This window comes from Streptomyces sp. NPDC048411 (genome assembly GCF_040704695.1).
Taxonomy (GTDB): Bacteria; Actinomycetota; Actinomycetes; order Streptomycetales; family Streptomycetaceae; genus Streptomyces.
In genome coordinates this window covers 1-18,974 of record NZ_JBEZKL010000072.1, presented here as the reverse complement: position 1 = coordinate 18,974, position 18,974 = coordinate 1, and the positions used below count along the sequence as shown (strand labels likewise).

19 protein-coding genes are annotated in these 18,974 nt (G+C 70.8%); 9 read left to right on the top strand and 10 right to left on the bottom strand.

Annotation, left to right across the window (positions count from 1 at the left end):
- Nucleotides 1–84: 84 nt before the first annotated feature.
- On the top strand, nt 85–762 hold the full coding sequence (locus AB0915_RS23835) for a pentapeptide repeat-containing protein (protein ID WP_366693002.1): 678 nt from the start codon (nt 85–87) through the stop codon (nt 760–762).
- 23 nt (nt 763–785) lie between these two features.
- Here AB0915_RS23835 and AB0915_RS23830 read toward each other — a convergent pair whose 3' ends face one another.
- From AB0915_RS23830 to AB0915_RS23820, 3 genes are all read right to left on the bottom strand, one after another.
- On the bottom strand, nt 786–1,283 hold the full coding sequence (locus AB0915_RS23830; RefSeq protein ID WP_037692856.1) for a hypothetical protein: 498 nt from the start codon (nt 1,281–1,283) through the stop codon (nt 786–788).
- Nucleotides 1,284–1,398: 115 nt separating this feature from the next.
- Nucleotides 1,399–2,025: a response regulator transcription factor gene (locus AB0915_RS23825; RefSeq protein ID WP_366693001.1), complete on the bottom strand. Its 627-nt coding sequence runs from the start codon at nt 2,023–2,025 to the stop codon at nt 1,399–1,401.
- Nucleotides 2,022–3,278 (bottom strand): sensor histidine kinase, encoded by a 1,257-nt coding sequence (locus tag AB0915_RS23820; RefSeq protein WP_366693022.1) that lies wholly within the window; start codon nt 3,276–3,278, stop codon nt 2,022–2,024. Before AB0915_RS23820 ends, AB0915_RS23825 begins: the two co-directional genes overlap by 4 nt.
- A 296-nt stretch (nt 3,279–3,574) precedes the next feature.
- On the opposite strand from AB0915_RS23820, the gene AB0915_RS23815 reads away from it, so the two are divergent.
- The 3 genes from AB0915_RS23815 to AB0915_RS23805 all read left to right on the top strand — a co-directional run bounded on the left by AB0915_RS23815 (nt 3,575) and on the right by AB0915_RS23805 (nt 6,219).
- Nucleotides 3,575–4,132 carry a heme-binding protein gene (locus AB0915_RS23815; RefSeq protein WP_366693000.1) on the top strand — a complete coding sequence of 186 codons (558 nt, stop codon included), beginning with the start codon at nt 3,575–3,577 and terminating at the stop codon, nt 4,130–4,132.
- 32 nt (nt 4,133–4,164) lie between these two features.
- On the top strand, nt 4,165–4,767 hold the full coding sequence (locus AB0915_RS23810; protein ID WP_366692999.1) for an ankyrin repeat domain-containing protein: 603 nt from the start codon (nt 4,165–4,167) through the stop codon (nt 4,765–4,767).
- 66 nt (nt 4,768–4,833) lie between these two features.
- Entirely contained in the window at nt 4,834–6,219 is a 1,386-nt protein-coding gene (locus AB0915_RS23805) for a M1 family metallopeptidase (protein ID WP_366693021.1), read from the top strand.
- Between the two features lie 20 nt (nt 6,220–6,239).
- On the opposite strand, the gene AB0915_RS23800 is transcribed toward AB0915_RS23805, so the two are convergent.
- Together AB0915_RS23800 and AB0915_RS23795 are read right to left on the bottom strand one after the other, a co-directional pair.
- Nucleotides 6,240–7,742 carry a M4 family metallopeptidase gene (locus tag AB0915_RS23800; protein WP_366693020.1) on the bottom strand — a complete coding sequence of 501 codons (1,503 nt, stop codon included), beginning with the start codon at nt 7,740–7,742 and terminating at the stop codon, nt 6,240–6,242.
- A 303-nt stretch (nt 7,743–8,045) separates the two neighbouring features.
- Nucleotides 8,046–8,621, bottom strand: coding sequence for a TerD family protein (locus tag AB0915_RS23795; RefSeq protein ID WP_037692840.1), 576 nt, complete (start codon nt 8,619–8,621; stop codon nt 8,046–8,048).
- A 182-nt stretch (nt 8,622–8,803) separates the two neighbouring features.
- Between AB0915_RS23795 and arfB the strand changes: the two genes are divergently transcribed.
- A complete protein-coding gene (gene arfB, locus AB0915_RS23790) occupies nt 8,804–9,238 on the top strand; it encodes an alternative ribosome rescue aminoacyl-tRNA hydrolase ArfB (protein WP_366692998.1) in 435 nt (144 codons plus the stop codon).
- A gap of 88 nt (nt 9,239–9,326) precedes the next feature.
- Here arfB and AB0915_RS23785 read toward each other — a convergent pair whose 3' ends face one another.
- Nucleotides 9,327–9,833 (bottom strand): flavin reductase family protein, encoded by a 507-nt coding sequence (locus tag AB0915_RS23785; protein WP_366692997.1) that lies wholly within the window; start codon nt 9,831–9,833, stop codon nt 9,327–9,329.
- A gap of 414 nt (nt 9,834–10,247) precedes the next feature.
- On the opposite strand from AB0915_RS23785, the gene cdgB reads away from it, so the two are divergent.
- Nucleotides 10,248–11,909, top strand: coding sequence for a diguanylate cyclase CdgB (gene cdgB / locus AB0915_RS23780; RefSeq protein ID WP_366692996.1), 1,662 nt, complete (start codon nt 10,248–10,250; stop codon nt 11,907–11,909).
- 162 nt (nt 11,910–12,071) lie between these two features.
- Nucleotides 12,072–13,049, top strand: coding sequence for a carbohydrate-binding protein (locus AB0915_RS23775; RefSeq protein ID WP_366692995.1), 978 nt, complete (start codon nt 12,072–12,074; stop codon nt 13,047–13,049).
- Nucleotides 13,050–13,121: 72 nt separating this feature from the next.
- Here AB0915_RS23775 and AB0915_RS23770 read toward each other — a convergent pair whose 3' ends face one another.
- From AB0915_RS23770 to AB0915_RS23755, 4 genes are all read right to left on the bottom strand, one after another.
- On the bottom strand, nt 13,122–13,994 hold the full coding sequence (locus AB0915_RS23770; RefSeq protein ID WP_366692994.1) for a class II fructose-bisphosphate aldolase: 873 nt from the start codon (nt 13,992–13,994) through the stop codon (nt 13,122–13,124).
- A gap of 79 nt (nt 13,995–14,073) precedes the next feature.
- On the bottom strand, nt 14,074–15,000 hold the full coding sequence (locus AB0915_RS23765) for a 1-phosphofructokinase family hexose kinase (RefSeq protein WP_366693019.1): 927 nt from the start codon (nt 14,998–15,000) through the stop codon (nt 14,074–14,076).
- A gap of 167 nt (nt 15,001–15,167) precedes the next feature.
- Nucleotides 15,168–16,322: an N-acetylglucosamine-6-phosphate deacetylase gene (gene nagA, locus AB0915_RS23760; RefSeq protein WP_366692993.1), complete on the bottom strand. Its 1,155-nt coding sequence runs from the start codon at nt 16,320–16,322 to the stop codon at nt 15,168–15,170.
- Nucleotides 16,322–17,254 (bottom strand): ROK family protein, encoded by a 933-nt coding sequence (locus AB0915_RS23755; protein WP_366692992.1) that lies wholly within the window; start codon nt 17,252–17,254, stop codon nt 16,322–16,324. The genes nagA and AB0915_RS23755 overlap by 1 nt, the downstream gene beginning before the upstream one ends.
- A gap of 244 nt (nt 17,255–17,498) precedes the next feature.
- Between AB0915_RS23755 and AB0915_RS23750 the strand changes: the two genes are divergently transcribed.
- Both AB0915_RS23750 and AB0915_RS23745 read left to right on the top strand, forming a co-directional pair.
- Complete coding sequence (locus tag AB0915_RS23750; protein WP_366692991.1) at nt 17,499–17,792, top strand: DUF3263 domain-containing protein; 294 nt, start codon at nt 17,499–17,501, stop codon at nt 17,790–17,792.
- Between the two features lie 72 nt (nt 17,793–17,864).
- A partial coding sequence (locus AB0915_RS23745) for an IS701 family transposase (RefSeq protein ID WP_366692990.1) occupies nt 17,865–18,974 on the top strand: 1,110 nt, incomplete at its 3' end.

The window sequence follows — 18,974 nt, the reverse complement described above, 5'->3', positions numbered from 1 at the left end:
GATGACGAAGAGATGACGTCCGGAGGGGCCCGGGTGTGACATCGGCGCGGGGGCGCTGTCAGTGGCGTGGGTCACGATGGGGGCATGGCGCGCAGCAGCAGGAAGACGGACACCATCGCGGCGGCACGGCGACCGGAGGTGCGGCTGCCGCCGCTCGTTCCGTACGACGGGGTGGGGCTGGAGCCGGACGGGGACTACGACGGTGTGCGGTTCGAGGGGACGGACCTCTCGGACGAGTCGGGTCCGGGCGCCCGGTTCATGGACTGCGCGCTGGAGGGATGCGCGCTCGACCGTACGGAGCTGATCAGGGCTCGCTTCATCGACTCGGTCCTGACGGGGGTGCGGGGGGTGGGCACCGATCTCTCGGGGGCGTCGCTGCGTGAGGTGGAGGTGGTGGACGCGCGGCTGGGCGGGGTGCAGTTGCACGGCGCGGTGCTGGAGCGGGTCCATGTGCGCGGCGGGAAGATCGACTATCTGAACCTGCGCAAGGCGCGGCTGAAGGACGTGGTCTTCGAGGGCTGCGTGCTGGCCGAGCCGGACTTCGGGGACGCGCAGCTCGTGCGGGTGGAGTTCCGGGACTGTGTGCTGAAGCGTGCCGACTTCAGTTCCGTACGGATGGAGTCGGTGGACCTGCGGACGGCCGCCGAGCTGGACATCGCCCGTGGCGTGGAGCGGCTGGCGGGGGCGGTGATCAGCCCGGTGCAGCTGATGGAACTGGCCCCGGCGTTCGCGGCGCAGATCGGGGTGCGGGTGGAGGCGTAGCCGGTATTCCCCGGATCCGCTCGTCAGACGCGGGGGAAGCGGGCCTGGAGGTCCCAGATCACGGGGTTGTCGGCGAGCCCCTCGTGCATGTCGGCGAGGTCCGCGATCAGGTCGTGCAGGAAGTCGCGGGCCTCGCGGCGCAGCAGGGAGTGGCTGAAGGTGAGCGGGGGCTCGTCGCCGGGCATCCAGTCGGCTTCGACATCGACCCAGCCGAATCGGCGCTCGAAGAGCATCCGGTCGGACGACTCGGTGAAGTCCAGCTCGGCGAACTGCCGTCGGTGCGAGCGGCTGCCGCGGGGGTCCTGGTCGATCTGCTCGACGATGTCGCAGAGCGCCCAGGCGAAGTCGAGCACGGGCACCCATCCCCAGGCTGTGGATACCTCGCGGTCCGCCTTGGTGTCCGCGAGGTAGACGTCCCCGGAGAACAGGTCGTGCCGCAGGGCGTGGACGTCCGCGCGGCGGTAGTCGGTCTGCGGGGGATCGGGGAAGCGTCGGGAGAGGGAGTAGCCGATGTCGAGCACAGTTCGATGGTGTCATGCCCGGGAGTGCACCGACGCCGGAGCGGTGGGTCGCCCCACGGCCTCCGGGACCGTGGGTGCTTGGCGCTGCGGCGGTCCTCGCCGCAGGCGGACCGGCTCACGGCAGCAGCCGCTGCTCCTTCGCGACGGCCACGGCGCCCGCGCGGGTGTCGACGCCGAGTTTGTCGTAGATGCGGCCCAGGTGCGTCTTGACCGTGGCCTCGCTGATGAACAGGGCCCGGGCGATGTCCCGGTTGCCCAGGCCCTGGGACAGCTGGCCCAGGATGTCGCGTTCGCGGTCGGTGAGCGTCGGCAGGGGGCTGCGCATGCGGGCCATGACACGGCCGGCGACCGGTGGGGAGAGCGTGGTGCGGCCCTGGGACGCCGAGCGGATCGCGGCGAACAGTTCCTCCGGGCGTTCCGCCTTCAGCAGATAGCCGGTGGCGCCCGCCTCGATGGCGCGGGTGATGTCGGCGTCGGTGTCGTACGTCGTGAGGACGAGGACGTGGACGCCGGTGGCCGCGATGCGACGGGTGGCTTCGACGCCGTCGATTCCTTCGCCCAGCTGGAGGTCCATCAGGACGACGTCGGGGGTGAGCCGGGCGGCCAGGGCGACGGCCTCCTCGCCGCTGCCCGCCTCGCCGACGACCTCGATGTCCGGTTCGCTGCCCAGGAGGGCGAGCAGTCCGGCGCGTACGACGGCGTGGTCGTCGCAGAGCAGGATCCGTACGGCGGGCGAGGTCATGAGGGTTCCTCCGGCGAGGGCGACGGGGCAGGGGCGGGCATGGGGACCACGGCGGAGACGACGGTTCCCTCGCCCGGTACCGATTCGATCGTGAGTGTGCCGCCGAGCTGGTGCAGCCGGGCATGCATCGCGGGCAGCCCGTGGCCGCGTACGCCCGCTGCCGGACGCGGGGCGGCCGCCTCCCAGGTAGGGCGCAGGCGCCGCCGGGGGGCGTGGTGGGCCGGCGCCGGTGCGTGGCTTCCACGGGGTACCGCCGGTGCGGGCGGGGTGAAGCCACGGCCGTTGTCGGCGATGTCCAGGACGGTCCGGTCGTCCAGGTGGGTCAGTGTCAGCGCGGCCTCCGTGGCGTCCGCGTGCTCCTTCACATTGGCCAGCGCGCCCTGGGCGATGCGCAGCAGTGCGGACTGCACCCGGTCGGGCAGTGCCGCGTGCGGCGCCCCCTCCACATGGCAGCGGACCGTGAGCAGCCCCTGGGCCTGCACCGTTTCGCGGGCGGCCAGTGCGTGCAGCGCCGCCTCCAGGCCGCCGCCCTCCGCGAGATCCGCCGGTGCCAGGTCGTGGACGAAGCGGCGGGCTTCGGCGAGGTTGCGTTCGGCGATGCCTGTGGCCGTACGGACATGGCGGCGGGCGGTCGCCCGGTCCGCGTCCCAGGTGCGGTCCGCGGCCTGGAGCAGCATCTGCTGGCTGGACAGGCCCTGCGCGAGGGTGTCGTGGATCTCCATGGAGAGCCGCTGGCGTTCGGCGAGGGTGCCTTCGCGGCGTTCGGTGGCGGCGAGTTCGCGGCGGGTACGCAGCAGATCGTCGATCAGTTCGCGCTGACGCACGGCCTGGCGCTGCATGTGGACGAAGACCGCGGTCGCGATGGCCGCCACGGCGGGGGGCGCGAGCACCAGATTCGGGTCGAAGCCGTGGGCCAGCCGCAGTTGCGCGGCCACGACGAACACGGTGAGCAGTGCGACGAGGGCGAGCGCGGCGCGCGGCGGGAGCAGCCGCAGCCCGGTGTAGAAGAGCGGCACCGCGCACCAGGCGAAGCTCGGAGCGAGGACGACGAGCACCATCCACACGGCCACGAGCACCCCGAGCCGGGCCAGCCGACGCGGGGTGGGGCGTGAGCCGAACACCGGGCCCAGCAGATACAGCGCGGCGAGCGTGCCGGACAGCGCGATGATCCATGGGGTGCGGTCCTCGCCCGGGTGGCGGAGCAGGAAGCGGGCCAGGGAGGCACCGAGCAGCAGGAAGAACGCGGCGTGCATGAGCAGAGCGAGCCACCGGGCATCCGGGTCGGCGGCTTCGGTTCGGTGCTCCACCTCGTACCTCGTACTCCCTGCCGACTGTCGAAGGGCTGCTGCTGACCTGCGTGGATACGTCCATGGTGACCCGGTGGGGCCAGCTCCGCATCAACCGATCGGCCGATGGGGCCGTCAGCCGTCCCGCGTGCGGGGTCGAGCCGGTACGTCGACGTTACGGGCCCGGATCCGGCCGGAGGATCGATCACAGAGCCGGAACACCGCCCGAGCGGAACACCGTCGAATCGTCGAGGAGCCCCACCATGAAGAAGATGTCGCTGCGCACCCGTGTCCTCACCGGTGCCGTCGCCGCCGCCGCGCTCGGTGCCGGAACCTTCGGTGCCATGTCCGCGAGCGCCTCCGCCCCGGCCGCTGCCCCTGCCGCCGCCGTCACGGCTGACACGGCGAACCGGAACCTCCAGCAGACCACCCATCTGACCGTCGCCGCCGCCACCGAGGCCGCGCGCGCCGCCCTCGACGCCGCAGAGAAGGAGAACCAGCGTGTGGCGGTCGCCGTCGTCGACCGGAACGGCAATACTCTCGTGACGCTGCGCGGCGACGGCTCCGGCCCGCAGGCGTACGAGTCCGCGGGGAAGAAGGCGTACACCGCCGTCTCCTGGAACGCCCCCACCTCCGTGCTCGCCGGCCGTCTGGCGCAGACCCCGAACCTGAAGGACATCCCTGGCACCCTGTTCCTCGCGGGCGGCGCCCCGGTGCAGGTCAAGGGTGCACCTGTGGCCGGCATCGGAGTGGCCGGTGCCCCCAGCGGCGACCTCGACGAGAAGTTCGCCCAGGCGGGTGTCGCCGCACTCGCCAAGTAGGACAGCCGACCACAGCCCAGGAGAGACCACGGATGAACGCCCTCGATCACGACCTGCTCCGAGCCGCGCGCACCGGTGACACCGATGCCGCACGCACCGCGATCGAGGGCGGCGCCCGCGTCGACGTCCGCGACGAGGAGCGGCGCACCCCGCTGCTCCTCGCCGTCCACAGCGACCACGTCGAGCTCGCCCGGCTGCTCGTCGAGGCGGGTGCGGACCCCGATGCGCAGGACCGGCGCGAGGAAAGTCCCTGGTTGGCGACCGGCGTCACCGGCAGCGTCGCGATGCTGCACACCCTGCTGCCGGCCGGTCCCGACCTGAAGCTCCGTAACCGGTTCGGCGGCATCGCGCTGATCCCGGCGAGCGAGCGCGGCCATGTCGGTTACGTACGGGAGTTGCTCCACGTCACGGACATCGACGTCGACCACGTCAACCGGCTCGGCTGGACCGCCCTGCTGGAGGCCGTGATCCTGGGCGACGGTGGCCGGGCGCACCAGGAGATCGTCGAACTGCTGCTGGCGGCGGGCGCGACCCCCGGTCTGCCGGACGGCGACGGGGTGACGGCGCTGGAACACGCGGAGCGGCGCGGGTTCGCGGAGATCGCGGCGCTGCTGCGGAACCGGGACCCGAGATGAGCATTCGCCGATCCGCCAAACCGACATTCCGCACATAGGATTATCTGCGTGCGCCCCACCGCTCTGATCCTGGTCCTCGTCACGACCACCGTCGTTTCTCTCGGCACCGCCTGCTCCGCCGGGATCGGTGGCGTACAGGGCACCCCCGGCGCCGCCGGTCTGCGCGACCCGTACTTCCCGAAGACCGGCAACGGCGGGTACGACGTCACCCATTACGACCTCACCCTGGACGTCGACCCGGCCGCCCAGCACCTGCGCGGCACTGCCGTGATCACCGCACGCGCCACCCAGGACCTCAGCGCCTTCAATCTCGACCTGGCCGGGCTGACCGTCGAGTCCGCGCAGGTCGAGGGCCGCCCGGCCGCCGTCAACCGGGCGGCCCACGAACTGACACTGCGCCCCGATGCCGAGGTGGAGAGCCACCTCCACAAGGGCAGGACGTTCCGTACGGTCGTCCGCTACTCCGGTTCCCCGCTGACCCTCACCGACCCGGACAAGTCGCAGGAGGGCTGGTTGAGGACGGCGGACGGATCGGTGGCGCTCGGTGAGCCGGTCGGGGCGATGGCCTGGTTCCCCGGCAACAACCACCCGAGCGACAAGGCGTCCTACGACCTCACGGTCACCGTTCCCAAGGGCCTGACTGCCGTGTCCAACGGCGAGCTGACGTCCCGTAGGACCTCCGGTGGCACCACCACGTTCCACTGGCACACCGCCGCGCCCATGGCGACCTATCTCGTGACGCTCGCCATCGGGCACTTCGACACGAAGGCGTCGACGACCCCCGACGGCATCAAGGTGTTCACGGCCGTGGACCCGAAGTCGGCGGCGGCGAGCGCCCGGACCCTGGCCCGGATCCCTGAGGTCGTGCGGTGGGAGGCCGAGCGCTTCGGCCCGTATCCGTTCTCCTCGACCGGCGCGATCGTCGACCGCACGGACGACGCCGGGTATGCGCTGGAGACCCAGAACCGGCCGTTCTTCCCCGGCCCGCCGAGCGTCGGACTCCTCGTCCACGAGATGTCCCACCAGTGGTTCGGGAACTCCGTCACGCCCGAGAGCTGGCGGGACATGTGGCTCAACGAGGGCTTCGCCACGTACGTGGAGTGGCTGTGGCAGGCGGACAAGGAGGGCGTCCCCGTCCAGGACAGCTTCGACCGCGCCTTCGCGAGCGATGCCAACTGGGCGTTCCCGCCGTCCGATCCGCCGACGGCCGCGGACATCTCGCAGCCGCCGGTCTACGGGCGCGGGGCGATGGTGATCCACAAAATCCGGCAGGCGGTGGGCGACGACAAGCGGTTCTTCGCCCTCGTCAGGGGCTGGACGAAGGCGCACCGGCACGGCAGCGCGGCGACGGCCGACTTCACCGCCTATGTGGAGCAGACGACCGGCCTGGATCTGACGCACCTGTGGAACACCTGGCTGTACGGCAGGAGCCGGCCCGCCACGAAGGGCTGACCGGCTCCTGGAACCGCAGACTACTTCACGTTGATTCCGGACCAGGCGGCGGCGACGGCCGCGTACTCCGTGCTCCCCGCCCCGTACAGATCGGTCGCCGCCGACAGGGTCGCGGTCCGCGCCCTGGCGTAGTTGGTGGTCGACGTCATGTAGGTCGAGAGGGCCCGGTACCAGATCTGAATGGCCTTGTCGCGCCCGATCCCCGTGACCGTGGAGCCGTTGGAGGTCGGCGAGTTGTAGGAGACCCCGTTGATGGTCTTCGCCCCGCTGCCCTCGGACAGCAGGTAGAAGAAGTGGTTGGCGGGGCCGGACGAGTAGTGGACGTCGAGGCGGCCGACGGTCTTCGACCAGGAGTCGGCGGACGAGCCGTCCTTGCTCGGCTTGTCCATGTAGCGCAGCGGGGTGCCGTTACCCCTGATGTCGATCTTCTCACCGATGAGGTAGTCGCCGACGTCGCTGCTGTTGGCGGCGTAGAACTCGACCGAGGTGCCGAAGATGTCGCTGGTCGCCTCGTTGAGGCCGCCCGACTCGCCGCTGTAGTTGAGCCTCGCGGTGGCCGCGGTCAGACCGTGGCTCATCTCGTGCCCGGCGACGTCCAGCGAGGTGAGCGGCTTGAGGTTGCCCGAGCCGTCGCCGTACGTCATGCAGAAGCAGCTGTCCGACCAGAAGGCGTTGACGTACGCGTTGCCGTAGTGGACCCGGGAGTACGCGGCCCTGCCGTCGCCCGCGATGCCGTTGCGTGCCAGGACGTTCTTGTAGAAGTCCCAGGTCACGGCGGCGCCGTAGTGGGCGTCGACGGCGGCGGTCTGGCGGTTGGTCGCGAGACCGTTGCCCCAGATGTCGTCGGCGTCGGTGAAGAGCGTCCCGGTGCCGGCGGTGCCGCCGTTCAGGTCGTACGTGTTGTGGCCGCCGCGACCGCCGTCGGTCAGGTTGTAGCCGGACCCGGAGGCCGTGGTGCCGAGGTTCACCGTGCCGCTGTACTGGCTGGTGCCGGACCCGGTCTCGATGCCCTCGTACGAGTAGAGCTCCTTGCCGGTGGTGGCGTCCGTGATGACGTGACGCTCGCTGGGCGTCCCGTCGTGCTGGGTGCCCTTGACCACGTTCTCGTAGGCGAGCGTGGGCTTGCCGGTGGCGGCCCAGATCACCTTCCGGCCACTGGACTTGGCGCTGGTCCCGGTGTCCGTCGATGCCACGGTTATCTGGGCGCTCGTGGCCTTGGAGACCCCCTTGAGGGAGCCGTCCTTACGGGTGTGGGTGACGAGGTCGCCGCCGAGGACAGGCAGTCCGTCGTAGGTGCGCTCGTATCGGGTGTGAACCGTGCCGTCGGCGTCCTTGATCACATCGCGGACGACGAGCTTTTCCTTGCCGCCGAGCTTGATCTTCGCGGCGGTCGAGGCAGCCCCGGCCTGGGCCTCCTTGAGGGCCGAGACCCGCTGGGACGCGCTGAGAGGCAGGGCGGTGGCCCCGGACGCGCGGTCCTGGGCCGCGCCGGCCGGACCTGCTTGTACGCCGACGACGACCATGGCGGCGGTAGCGGCAAGAGCGGCGGCACGCAGAGTGGTTCTCACTCGTTCTCCTTCACTCGATCCATCAGCTCCGTGAGGGGGCTGCGGTGAGAGTGGCACCGCCGCGCCCTGATTGGCAGGGGCGCGTCAAGAATTTGACCGGATCTTGTCGGTCTGTGAAGGAGCGTCATCCGATATGCGGCATAAGGTCATCGGCGCCTTGGCGGTGGCCGACGGCAGGCGGACGAACGGGAGCCCCTGGCCGAAAACAATCGGCCGGGGGCTCCCGTTGTTCGGGCCTTCAGGCCCCTGGGCTCTGCGTCAGAGGTTGACGCCGAAGTCCTGCGCGATGCCGCGCAGGCCCGAGGCGTAACCCTGACCCACCGCGCGGAACTTCCACTCCGCGCCGTTGCGGTACAGCTCGCCGAAGACCATCGCGGTCTCGGTGGCGGCGTCCTCACTCAGGTCGTAGCGGGCGATCTCGGCGCCGCCGGCCTGGTTGAGGATGCGGATGAACGCGTTGCGCACCTGGCCGAAGTTCTGGCTGCGCGTCTCGGCGTCGTAGATGGAGACCGGGAAGACGATCTTGTCGACATCGGCAGTGAGGCCCGCCAGGTTGACGTTGATCTGCTCGTCGTCGCCTTCGCCCTGGCCCGTGACGTTGTCACCGGTGTGGACGATGGTCTGGTCCGGCGTCGACTTGTTGTTGAAGAAGACGAAGTGGCCGTCGGAGACGACCTTCCCCGCCGCGTTCACCGCGATCGCCGAGGCGTCGAGGTCGAAGTCGGTGCCGGTGGTGGTACGGACGTCCCAGCCGAGGCCGACCGTGACGGCGGTCAGGCCCGGGGCCTCCTTGGTGAGCGAGACGTTGCCGCCCTTGGACAGGCTTACTGCCATGGGAAGTCCCTTTCATCGTCGTGTGCGGGCTTCATGCGTTCACGAAGCTACCGTCACCCGTCATAACGCAGCCGGAGGACCGAGAGGTTCCTGGTCTCTTTGCTTTCTTTACCCAATTCGCAGCCGAGCAGACGGTCGGGTGCGGCAAAAGGAGGTGACGAACGGGTCCCCGGCCAGGGAACATGGGTGTCATGTCCGGGCCCTATGTCATCCGCGGTTCGGTCTCCCTGCCGGAGGCCGAACTCATGTGGCGTTTCTCGCGGTCCTCCGGGCCCGGCGGTCAGCACGTCAACACCAGCGACTCCCAGGTGGAGCTGCGCTTCGACCTCGCGGCGACCGAGTCGCTTCCCGAGGTGTGGAAGGAGCGGGCGCTCCAGCGGCTGGAGAGCCGGCTGGTGGGCGGCGTGGTCGCCGTACGGGCGTCGGAGCACCGCTCCCAGTGGCGCAACCGCGAGACCGCACTCGTCCGCCTCGCCGCCCTGCTGGCCGAAGCCACCGCGCCGCCCCCCAAGCCGCGCCGCAAGACCAGGATCCCGCGCGGGATCAACGAGCGGCGGCTGCGCGAGAAGAAGCAGCGCGGCGACACGAAGCGCGGCCGCTCCGGCCGCGACTGGTAGGCGGCGTCCGCGGCCGCTCCGGCGGTGGCGGTCGGACCGCACTCGCGATCCGTTCCGGCCCCGGCCGGTGGGCGCCGGTGACTCCGGGTCAGCTCAGCTGCCGGTAGTGCCCCCGGAAGTACGTCAGCGGCCCGCCGTCCGCGCTCGGCAGCGCTGCACTCATCACCCGCCCGATCACCAGCGTGTGGTCGCCCGCGAGCACCCGCTGCTCCGTGCGGCACTCCAGAGTGGCGAGGGCGCCGCCGATCAGGGGTGCGCCGGACACCTCACCCCGTACATAGGGGATGTCGTCGAACAGCAGCCGATCGCTGATCCGGCCCTTCATCGCGAACCGTCCCGCGATGTGCCGCTGGCTCCCCGCGAGCACGGAGACCGCCCACAACGGCTGCTCGTCCAGCAGGTCGTCCATCCGGGAGCCGTTGCGCAGGCTCACCAGGACCAGGGGCGGGTCCAGTGACACGGACATAAAAGCGGTTGCCGTCATCCCCACGTCCTCGCCGCGCCCGTTCGCGTCGAGCGGCGGCTCCTCGGCGGTGATCAGGACCACGCCTGCGGCCAGCCGGGCGAGGGCGCCGCGGAACTCCTCATTGCTCACCCCTTCAGCATGGGGGATGGGCTCGGATCGCGGGGTGGGGGGTTCCGTCTGCAATGTGGGGGGTTTTGTCTGCAACATATGCGCACGCTAGCCATTGCCCGCGCGCGGTCGCATCGGGCCAGGGGACCAGCCGGGTCCTAGGACTCCCGCCCCATGAAGTCTCCCGCCACGGCACAATGCGACGAGTGCGACGCGGCGCAACGTCGCAGATTTGCGTTCAAGAAAAGGAAGGACCTCTTCCGGAGGTCACTCGGTACCCTTCATCATCCGTTGTGACTTGAGTCACAGAGAGCAATATTTGTTGACCCTGTGTACCGGGTGCACAGCTCACTGTGATTCAGTGGCGGTGACACTGCGAACACGTACGTCGATATGAAACCTGGAGTGCTGTCGAGGTCTCGGGGAGTGCGAGCAATGGAGGCCGAGTCGGAGCCGTACGTTCGTCTAGCGACGATGCGGCAGCTGCATCAGGCCGTCGCCGATCTCAACACGGCGCGGAGCCTGGCCGACACACTGCAGACCGTGGCCGACGGAATCGTCGCCGGTCTCGGGTACGAGCTGGCCTGCGTCAACCTCGTCCGCCCCGACGGCGACCTCGTCGTCGCCGCGTTCGCGGGCAACTCCGCCGCCGAAGCGCTGATCACCGGCCGCGTCGGCTCGCGCACCTCCTGGGAGCGCAGGCTCTCCATGGGTGAGTGCTGGGACGATCTCTGTTTCATACCGCACACCGACGGCTGGGTCCTCCTCGACGACGACGTACCGCAGTGGCACACCGAGGGTCCCGAGCCCCGCTTCGAGGACGAGTGGCATCCGCAGGACCGGCTCTACGCCCCTATGTACGCGTCCGGCGGCGGCCGGGACCTTCTCGGCGTCATATCCGTCGACCGCCCGCGCAACGGCCGCCGCCCCGGCGCCTGGGGTCGCGAGGCCCTCCGGATGTACGCGTCCCAGTCGACCATTGCGATCAGCAACGCCCGGCTCAGAGCAAACATGCAGCGTGCCCTGGTCCGGCTCGAACGGGAGCAGCAGGCACTGCGGGCCAGCGAGGAATCCTTCCGCCAGGCCTTCGAGTACGCCCCCAGCGGTATGGCCATCGCCGAGATGGGCGGCGACCAGCACGGCCGGCTGCTGCGCACCAACGACGCACTGTGCCGGCTCCTCGGCCGCCCCGCCTCCGTCCTGCGCCGCTACTCCTTCGCCGACCTCGTGCACCCCGAGGACGTCGGCACCCTGCTGCGTACGTCCGCCGAGGGCGGCCGCGCCGAGCTGCGGCTCGGGCGCCGGGACGGCACCTACCTCTGGGTCTCGCTGCGCAACTCCGTCGTCGCGGACACCACCGACGGCCCCCGCTTCCTCCTCACCCATGTGGAGGACATCGAGGAGCGCAAGCGCCACGAGCTGCACCTCGCGCACCGCGCCTCGCACGACGCGCTCACCGGCCTGCCCAACAGCGCCGAGCTGCGCGCCCGGCTCGGCGCCCGGCTCTGCGAGCGCCCGCACTCGGCGGCGACCACCGCCGTGGATTCGCTGGACGCGGCGTACGGCGACGTCGAAGACATGGACGCCCGGACGCACGGCTTCCGGGCCGACGGCTTCGAGGCGGACGCGGTGGCGGGCGGCGGCCCGTACGACCACCATGTGCACGCGGTGGCGCCCGACAGCGAGCAGGACGACGGGACGAAGGGGCTCGCGGTCCTCTTCTGCGACCTCGACGGCTTCAAGTCCATCAACGACCGCTTCGGGCACCACACCGGCGATGCCGTCCTGATCGAGGTCGCCCGGCGGCTCACCACCTGTGTGCGCGACGGCGACACCGTCGCCCGGCTCGGGGGTGACGAATTCGTCGTCCTCGCGGACGGGCTCGGTGCCGCGGACGCCGCAGACCTGGCCGTACGATTGCGCAACGCCATCATTCCCCCCATTCGGGTGGATGGCCGTGCGGTGCGGGTCGGGGCGAGTTTCGGGATCGGCTGGGCCGGCTGCGGCATGACCGCCGAAGAGGTGCTGCGCTCCGCCGACCAGCGGATGTATGTGGAGAAGCGGTCGCGGTCGAAGGTTCACCGCAGGGCCGGCTGACGTTCACGGCAGGTCCGTGCTGGTAGCCACCCCGGTTCCGGCACGGCACCCCGAAGGCCGACGGCAATTCTTGGTGTGCTCCGTTCGAGGTAGGCTCGGCCGGTCGGCGACGGCTGGCGATATTCGGCGACGGCTGGCGACATGGTGAGGAGTGACCCAGGGATGACGGCCGGGAACAACGGCGCAAGCACACCCGAGGACGACGATCCGTTCGGCTACCTGTACGAGGACGGGCAGGCGTCCGGCGCCCAGTCGCCACGGCAGGGCGGCTACGGCTATCCGGGTCCTGCCTCGCAGCCCGGCGTGCCCAGAACCTCGTACAACCAGGTGCGGACGGTCGGCGAGCGCCAGTACGGGCAGCAGGTGCCGCAGCAGCCGTACGGCGGGCCGCAGCAGGCGCAGTACGGCGGGCCGAACGCCCAGTACGCCGCCCCGGAGACGTATCCCGGCGGCGGCCCCACCGCGCACGTCCCGGTGCAGGGCGGCCGCGGCCGCAGCGGCGGTCCCGGGGGCGGCGGTCCGAACACCAAGGGTCTGCTGATCGGTGCGATCGCGGTCGTCGCGGTCGTCCTCGTCGGCATCGGCGTCGCGATGATCACGAACAACGGCAAGGACAGCAACAAGAAGGACGAGGCTGCCACCTCGTCCGGTCCCGCCGGTCAGGTCGAGGAGTCCCCGAAGCCGAAGCAGTCCGAGACATCCTCCGAGGCCCCGGCGGAGCTGCCGAAGCAGGACGCCGCGACGCTGAAGCTCGGCGGCACGGCCACGCTCGACAACTCGGTCCAGGGCGCGAAGAGCGCGAACGGCCAGTACATCAATCTGAACGAGGTCGGCAGGTCCGCGACCTGGTCGGTCGACGTGCCGGAGGCCGGCGAGTACACGCTCTACGTGACGTACGGCGTGCCGGGCAAGGACGCCAAGACCTCGCTCACCGTCAACTCGGAGAGCCCCCGGGACATCAACATGAAGAACTACGCGCATGCCCCGGAGGGCGACCTGTCGAAGGGCTGGACGTACACCTTCGCCTACGTCAACCTCAACAAGGGCTCGAACACGCTGATGATCTCGTGCAACGAGGGCGACCAGTGCGACGCCAACCTGGACCAGCTGTCGCTGAAGGTCGGCCACCAGCAACACTGAACCCCGAACGCGGTCCGGCCCCACCACCCGACGAGGGCGGTGGGGCCGGTTTCGTCCGTGCCCGACAGGCTCTCAGCCCATCAGGCTCAGGAACCCCGCCACCGTCGTGGCCATCGCCTCACGGCCCGGGACGATGTACTTGCGCGGGTCGACGCCCGTCGGGTTCTCGGCCAGGTACGCGCGCACCGCGCCGGTGAACGCCGTGTTCAGCGCCGTACCCACGTTGATCTTGCGCATGCCGGAGGCGGCCGCCTGGCGGATCTCCTCGTCCGGGACGCCGCTGGAGCCGTGCAGCACCAGCGGGACCGGGACCGCGTCGCGCAGCCGGCCGATCAGGGCGTGGTCCAGGGCGGCGGTGCGCTCCGTCATCGCGTGCGAGGAGCCGACCGCGACGGCCAGCGCGTCGACGCCGGTCGCCGCGACGTAGGCGGCGGCCTCGGCCGGGTCGGTCCGGACGCCGGGGGCGTGGGCGTCGAGCGGGGCCTCGCCCTCCTTGCCGCCGACCTTGTCTGTGTCCTTCCCGCCCACCCGGCCCAGCTCTGCCTCGATCCAGATCCCGCGCTCGTGGCCCCAGGCGACCGCGTCGGCCGTGGCCCGTACGTTCTCCGCGTAGGTCAGCTTCGAGGCGTCGAACATCACCGAGCCGAAGCCCTCGTCGTGCGCCTGGTGCAGCAGTTCCACGGACTCGACGTGGTCGAGGTGGAGCGCGAGCGGCGCGTGGGAGGCGCGGGCGACGGCGGCGGTCGCGGCGGCGATGGCGGAGAGCCGGCCGCCGTGGAACTTCACGGCGTTCTCGGAGATCTGCAGGATGACGGGCGCCCCGGCGCGTTCCGCGCCCGCGGCGATGGCCTCCGCGTGCTCCAGTGTGATGACGTTGAAGGCGGCGACTGAGCGTCCGTCGGCCTGGGCGGCCGAGACGAGTTCACCGGTGCTGACGAGCGGCATGATGCCCCCTGAGACTTCGTGTGGTGCGGGATGATCCGGGACGGTGCCGGGCGCGCGATGCGAGCTGGTTCCGCCCCGTTCAGACCGTCGGTGCGTGTTCCTCGATGCCGACGCGCGGCAGCAGCTCCTCGTACGCCGCCCGGTCGAACTCCCCGGCCGCCGGCGCCAGCACTGTCGCCGTCGACAGTGCCACCGCCCTGCGCAGCCGGTCCGGCCAGCTCAGCCCCTCGACGAGACCGGACAGCAGCCCGGCCACCGCGGAGTCGCCCGCTCCGGTGGGGTTGCCCGCGACCCGGTCCGGCGGCGCCGCCCGCCAGGTGCCCTCGGGTGTGACGGCGAGCATGCCGTCCGCGCCGAGTGAGGCGATTACGCCGTGCGCGCCCCGGCGGCGGGCGTCATGGGTGGCGCGCAGCGGGTCGCGGGAACCGGTGAGCTGGGCGAGCTCGTCGGCGTTCGGCTTGATCAGGTCGGGGCGGGCGGCTATGCCCCGGCGCAGCGGTTCGCCGCTGGTGTCGAGGAGCACGGGGACCTCGGCGGCGCGGGCGATGCGGACCAGTTCGGCGTAGGCGCCGACGTGGATGCCGGGCGGCAGGCTGCCGCAGAGTGCGACCGCGTCCGCGCCGGCGAGGAGCTTCTCGTACGTGGCGAGGAAGGTGGTCCACTCGTCGGCGCTGACGAGTGGGCCGGGTTCGTTGAGCTGGGTGGTGTCGCCGGTGGACGCGTCGACGACCGCGATGGTGCGGCGGGTGTTCCCGGCGACGGGAACGAGTGCGTCGCGCGGCGGGAGGTCTGCCAGGAGCTCGCGGAGTACGGCTCCGGTGGCGCCTCCGGCGAAGCCGGTGACCACGGTCTCGTGGCCGAGTGCGGAGAGCACCCGGGCAACGTTGAGTCCTTTGCCGCCGGGGCGTTCGGATATGTCACCGACGCGGTGGCTGGTGTGCGGAACCAGCGCCGGTACGCCGTACGTCAGGTCGAGCGCCGTGTTCAGCGTGACCGTGAGGATCACCTCGGTCACCCCTTCGATCCGTGCCGGAGCGCGGATCCCTTGCCAGAACGCGCCTTCCCTGCTGTTTACGAAGCGATCATGCCAAAGAGAAAGCGGTCGGCCCAGACCTCCGGGCCAACCGCTGTCTCTTCGTTACGTATTCGGCCGTCTGTCAAGAATGGCTGAAATCACCCGAGTTCGGGCTCAATAACCCATTCGCCCTTGCGCATGACGCCCTTGAGCGCGAAGTCCGCGTCCAGGACCACCAGGTCCGCGTCCTTGCCCGGGTCGAGCGAGCCGACCTTGTCGTACACGCCGAGCAGCCGTGCCGGGTTGGCGGAGATGGACCGCACGACGTCCTCGACCGGGATCCGGTCGAGCGTGACGGCCCGGCGGAACGCGGTGTCCAGGGTGAGCGTGGAACCCGCGATCGAGTTGCCCTCGACGAGCCGGGCGACGCCGTCCTTGACCTCGACGGCGAGCGGACCCAGCTGGTACTGGCCGTCACCGAACCCGGCGGCGTCCATCGCGTCCGTGATCAGCGCGACGCGGGCGGCGCCCGCGTGGTGGTACGCCAGCCCCAGGGCGGCCGGGTGCAGATGCGTACCGTCGTTGATCAGCTCGACGGTGATCCGCTCGTCCTCCAGGAGGGCGGCGATCGGACCGGGATCGCGGTGGGCGAACGGCGGCATCGCGTTGAACAGGTGGGTGGCGACGGTGGCGCCCGCGTCGATCGCCTCGAGGGTCTGCTCGTACGTCGCGTCGGTGTGCCCGATCGCGGCGATCACGCCGTGCTCGGCGAGCAGCCGCACCGACTCGATGCCGCCCGGCAGTTCGGTGGCGAGCGTGAACATCTTCGCGGTGCCGCGCGCCGCGTCCATCAGCTTGCGGACCTCGGCCGGGTCCGGGTGGCGCAGCAGCGTCTCGCTGTGCGCGCCCTTGCGGCACGGCGAGATGAACGGGCCCTCGAAGTGGATCCCGGCCAGGTCGCCCTGCTCGACCAGCTCGGAGAGGATGCCGGCCCGCTCGGCGAGGAAGTCCATCTCGCCGGTGACGGTGGAGGCGACCAGGGTGGTGGTGCCGTGCTCGCGGTGGGTGCGGACGCCGGTGAGGACCTCGTCCACGGTGCCGGAGGTGAAGGACGCGCCGCCACCGCCGTGGTTGTGCATGTCGACGAAGCCGGGGACGACCCAGTGGCCGGTCAGATCGATGGTCCGGGCACCCTCCGCCGGACTCCCGGTGATCCGAGTGCCCTCGACGGTCACCCGGCCGTTCTCGACGGTGCCGGTGGGAAGGACCACCCGGGCCCCGGCGAGAACCGTGCTGTCTGCGCGTCCGGCCATCAGGCGGATACCTCCGTGGAGAGAAGATCCCAGGCGAGCAGCCCTGCACCCAGGCATCCGGCGGTGTCCCCGAGGGCCGCCGGGACGATGTCGGGCAGCTTCTGGAACGTGACACGTTCCTCGACGGCCGCACGGAGTGGTACGAACAAGGTTTCCCCTGCTTCGGCGAGGCCGCCACCGATGATGAGCGCGCGGGGGTCCAGCAGGGTCAGCGCGGTGACCAGCCCGGCGGCGAGCGCGTCGACCGCGTCCTGCCATACCCGTACGGCCGCGGGGTCACCCGATTCGACGGCCTTCGCGCAGTCCGCGGCGTCGGCCTCCGGGTCCCCCGACGCGGCGGCCCAGGCGCGGCTGACCGCGGAGGCGGACGCGAGGGCCTCCAGGCAGCCGCGCTGTCCGCACCCGCAGTCCGGCCCGTCCGGCCGGACCACGATGTGCCCGATCTCGCCGGCGTACCCGTGCGCGCCCGCCTCGATGGTGCCGGTGATACCGATGGCCCCGGCGATGCCGGTTCCGAGCGGGACGAACAGGAAGCGGTCGGCGCCCTTGCCTGCGCCGATCCTGCCCTCGGCGAGGCCGCCGGTCCTGACGTCGTGGCCGAGCGCGACGGGTACGCCGCCGAGCCGTTCGCCGAGCAGGGTGCGCATGGGGACGTCGCGCCAGCCCAGGTTCGAGGCGTAGACGGCGATCCCGTTCTCCGCGTCGATGATGCCGGGCACGGCGACACCGGCCGCGACGGCGCTCTCGCCGAAGTGTTGCTCCCCGTGGGCGCGCAGTTCCGCGGCAAAGGCGAGGATCGACTCCACGACGGCGTCGGGTCCGCGCTCCCTGCCGGTTGCGCGCCGAGCCTCGTGCAGCAGGGTGCCGTCGGCCCCGACCAGTGCGGCCTTCATTCCGGTGCCGCCCACATCGAGGGCGATGACGTGTTTCACGGGAGACAGTTTCGCCCGAGGACCCCCAATAGGTCTAGTCCACTTCTGCTGTTTGTTGAGGATCCATACAAAAGGGTGGCAAAGCCCCGGACCGCGCCCCGGACCGCGCCTTCGACCAGGCCTTCTGCCGAGCTCAGCAAGCCACGTTTCGCCGTCTCGACAGGGCGTTCGCCGTCGAAGGCGGAGTACCCGGAGGAGCGGGTGGCCGGGTAGCGGGTTCGGGGCGGGCGATAGGTTGGCTCATATGACCGCCCCCGACGACGGCTCCGCCGAAGCGGAGCCCCCTGCCGACAGCCCCGCCGACCACCCTGGCACCGGGCTCTCCGACCGGGAGCGTGCGGTTCTGGCCGTGGAACGGAGCTCGTGGCCCGGCCCGGGGGCGAAGGAGCGGGAGATCCGGGAGGGCCTGGGCATCTCGCCGACGCGTTACTACCAACTGCTCAACGCGCTCCTGGACGACCGGCGGGCGCTGGAGGAGGACCCGGTGACGGTGAACCGGCTGCGACGGATCCGGGAGGCTCGGCGGGGGCGTCGCTGAACCGGCACTAGTAGGGCTTTGTTAGGTACCCCGATTGATCATCTCCAGATAGGTTGTGATGTTCTTTCAGGTGTGACACCCGAGGAGATGGAGAAGGTCCGCGCACGCTTGGAGGCGTTCGCGGAGGAGATGCTCGGTTCTCTGGCCCGGCGGGATCAGCGGGCCAAGGGCGAGCTGTACCTGCGCGGGCTGATGCTGGACGGCAAGCGCAAGTCGATGCAGCCGATGGCCGAGCGCCTGGGCGTGGACCACCAGCAGCTCCAGCAGTTCGTGTCCTCCTCGACCTGGGACTGGGCCAAGGTCCGTGAGCGGCTGGCCCGTTGGGGCGCGACGAATATCGCGCCGCAGGCGTACGCCATCGACGATGTGGGCTTTCCCAAGGACGGCTATGACTCACCGGGGGTGGCGCGGATGTACTGCGGTGCGCTGGGAAAGCGCGGCAACTGCCAGATCGGCGTCAGCGTCAACCTGGTCAGCGACCATGCCTCCTCGGCCGTCGACTGGCGCCTGTTCCTGCCCGAAAGCTGGGACGACACCAAGAACACCGGCGATGCGCTGCTGACCGGGGCGATCCAGCGCCGACGCGCCAAGGCGGACATCCCCGACAGCGAGCGGCACAAGGAGAAGTGGCGCCTGGCCCTGGACATGCTCGACGAGGTCCGAGGGGACTGGGAACTGCCCGGCCTGCCGGTGGTCGCCGACGCCGGATACGGCGACGCGACCGGCTTCCGCGAGGGCCTGACCGAGCGCGACCTGGCGTACGCCGTCGCGGTCAAGGGCACCACCACCGCCTACCCGGGCGACGCCGTCCCCGAGCGCCCGCCCTACAGCGGCCAGGGCCGCCGGCCCGGACCGGCCTACCCCGGCCAGCACAGCACTCTGCGCCAACTCGCCCTGGACGCAGGGCGATCGGCGGCACGAACCGTGACCTGGCGCCAGGGCAGCAAGGCCACGAAACACAACCCCCGTGCCGAGATGCGCTCGCGGTTCCTGGCGCTGCGGGTCCGACCCGCAAACCGGACGATCCGCCGCGCCGCCGACGGCTCCCTGCCCGAGTGCTGGCTGCTGGCCGAATGGCCGCCCGGCGCCGCCGAGCCCACCGACTACTGGCTCTCCACCCTGCCTGCCGACACCCCGCTGCGCGAACTCGTCCGCATCGCCAAGATCCGCTGGCGCGTTGAA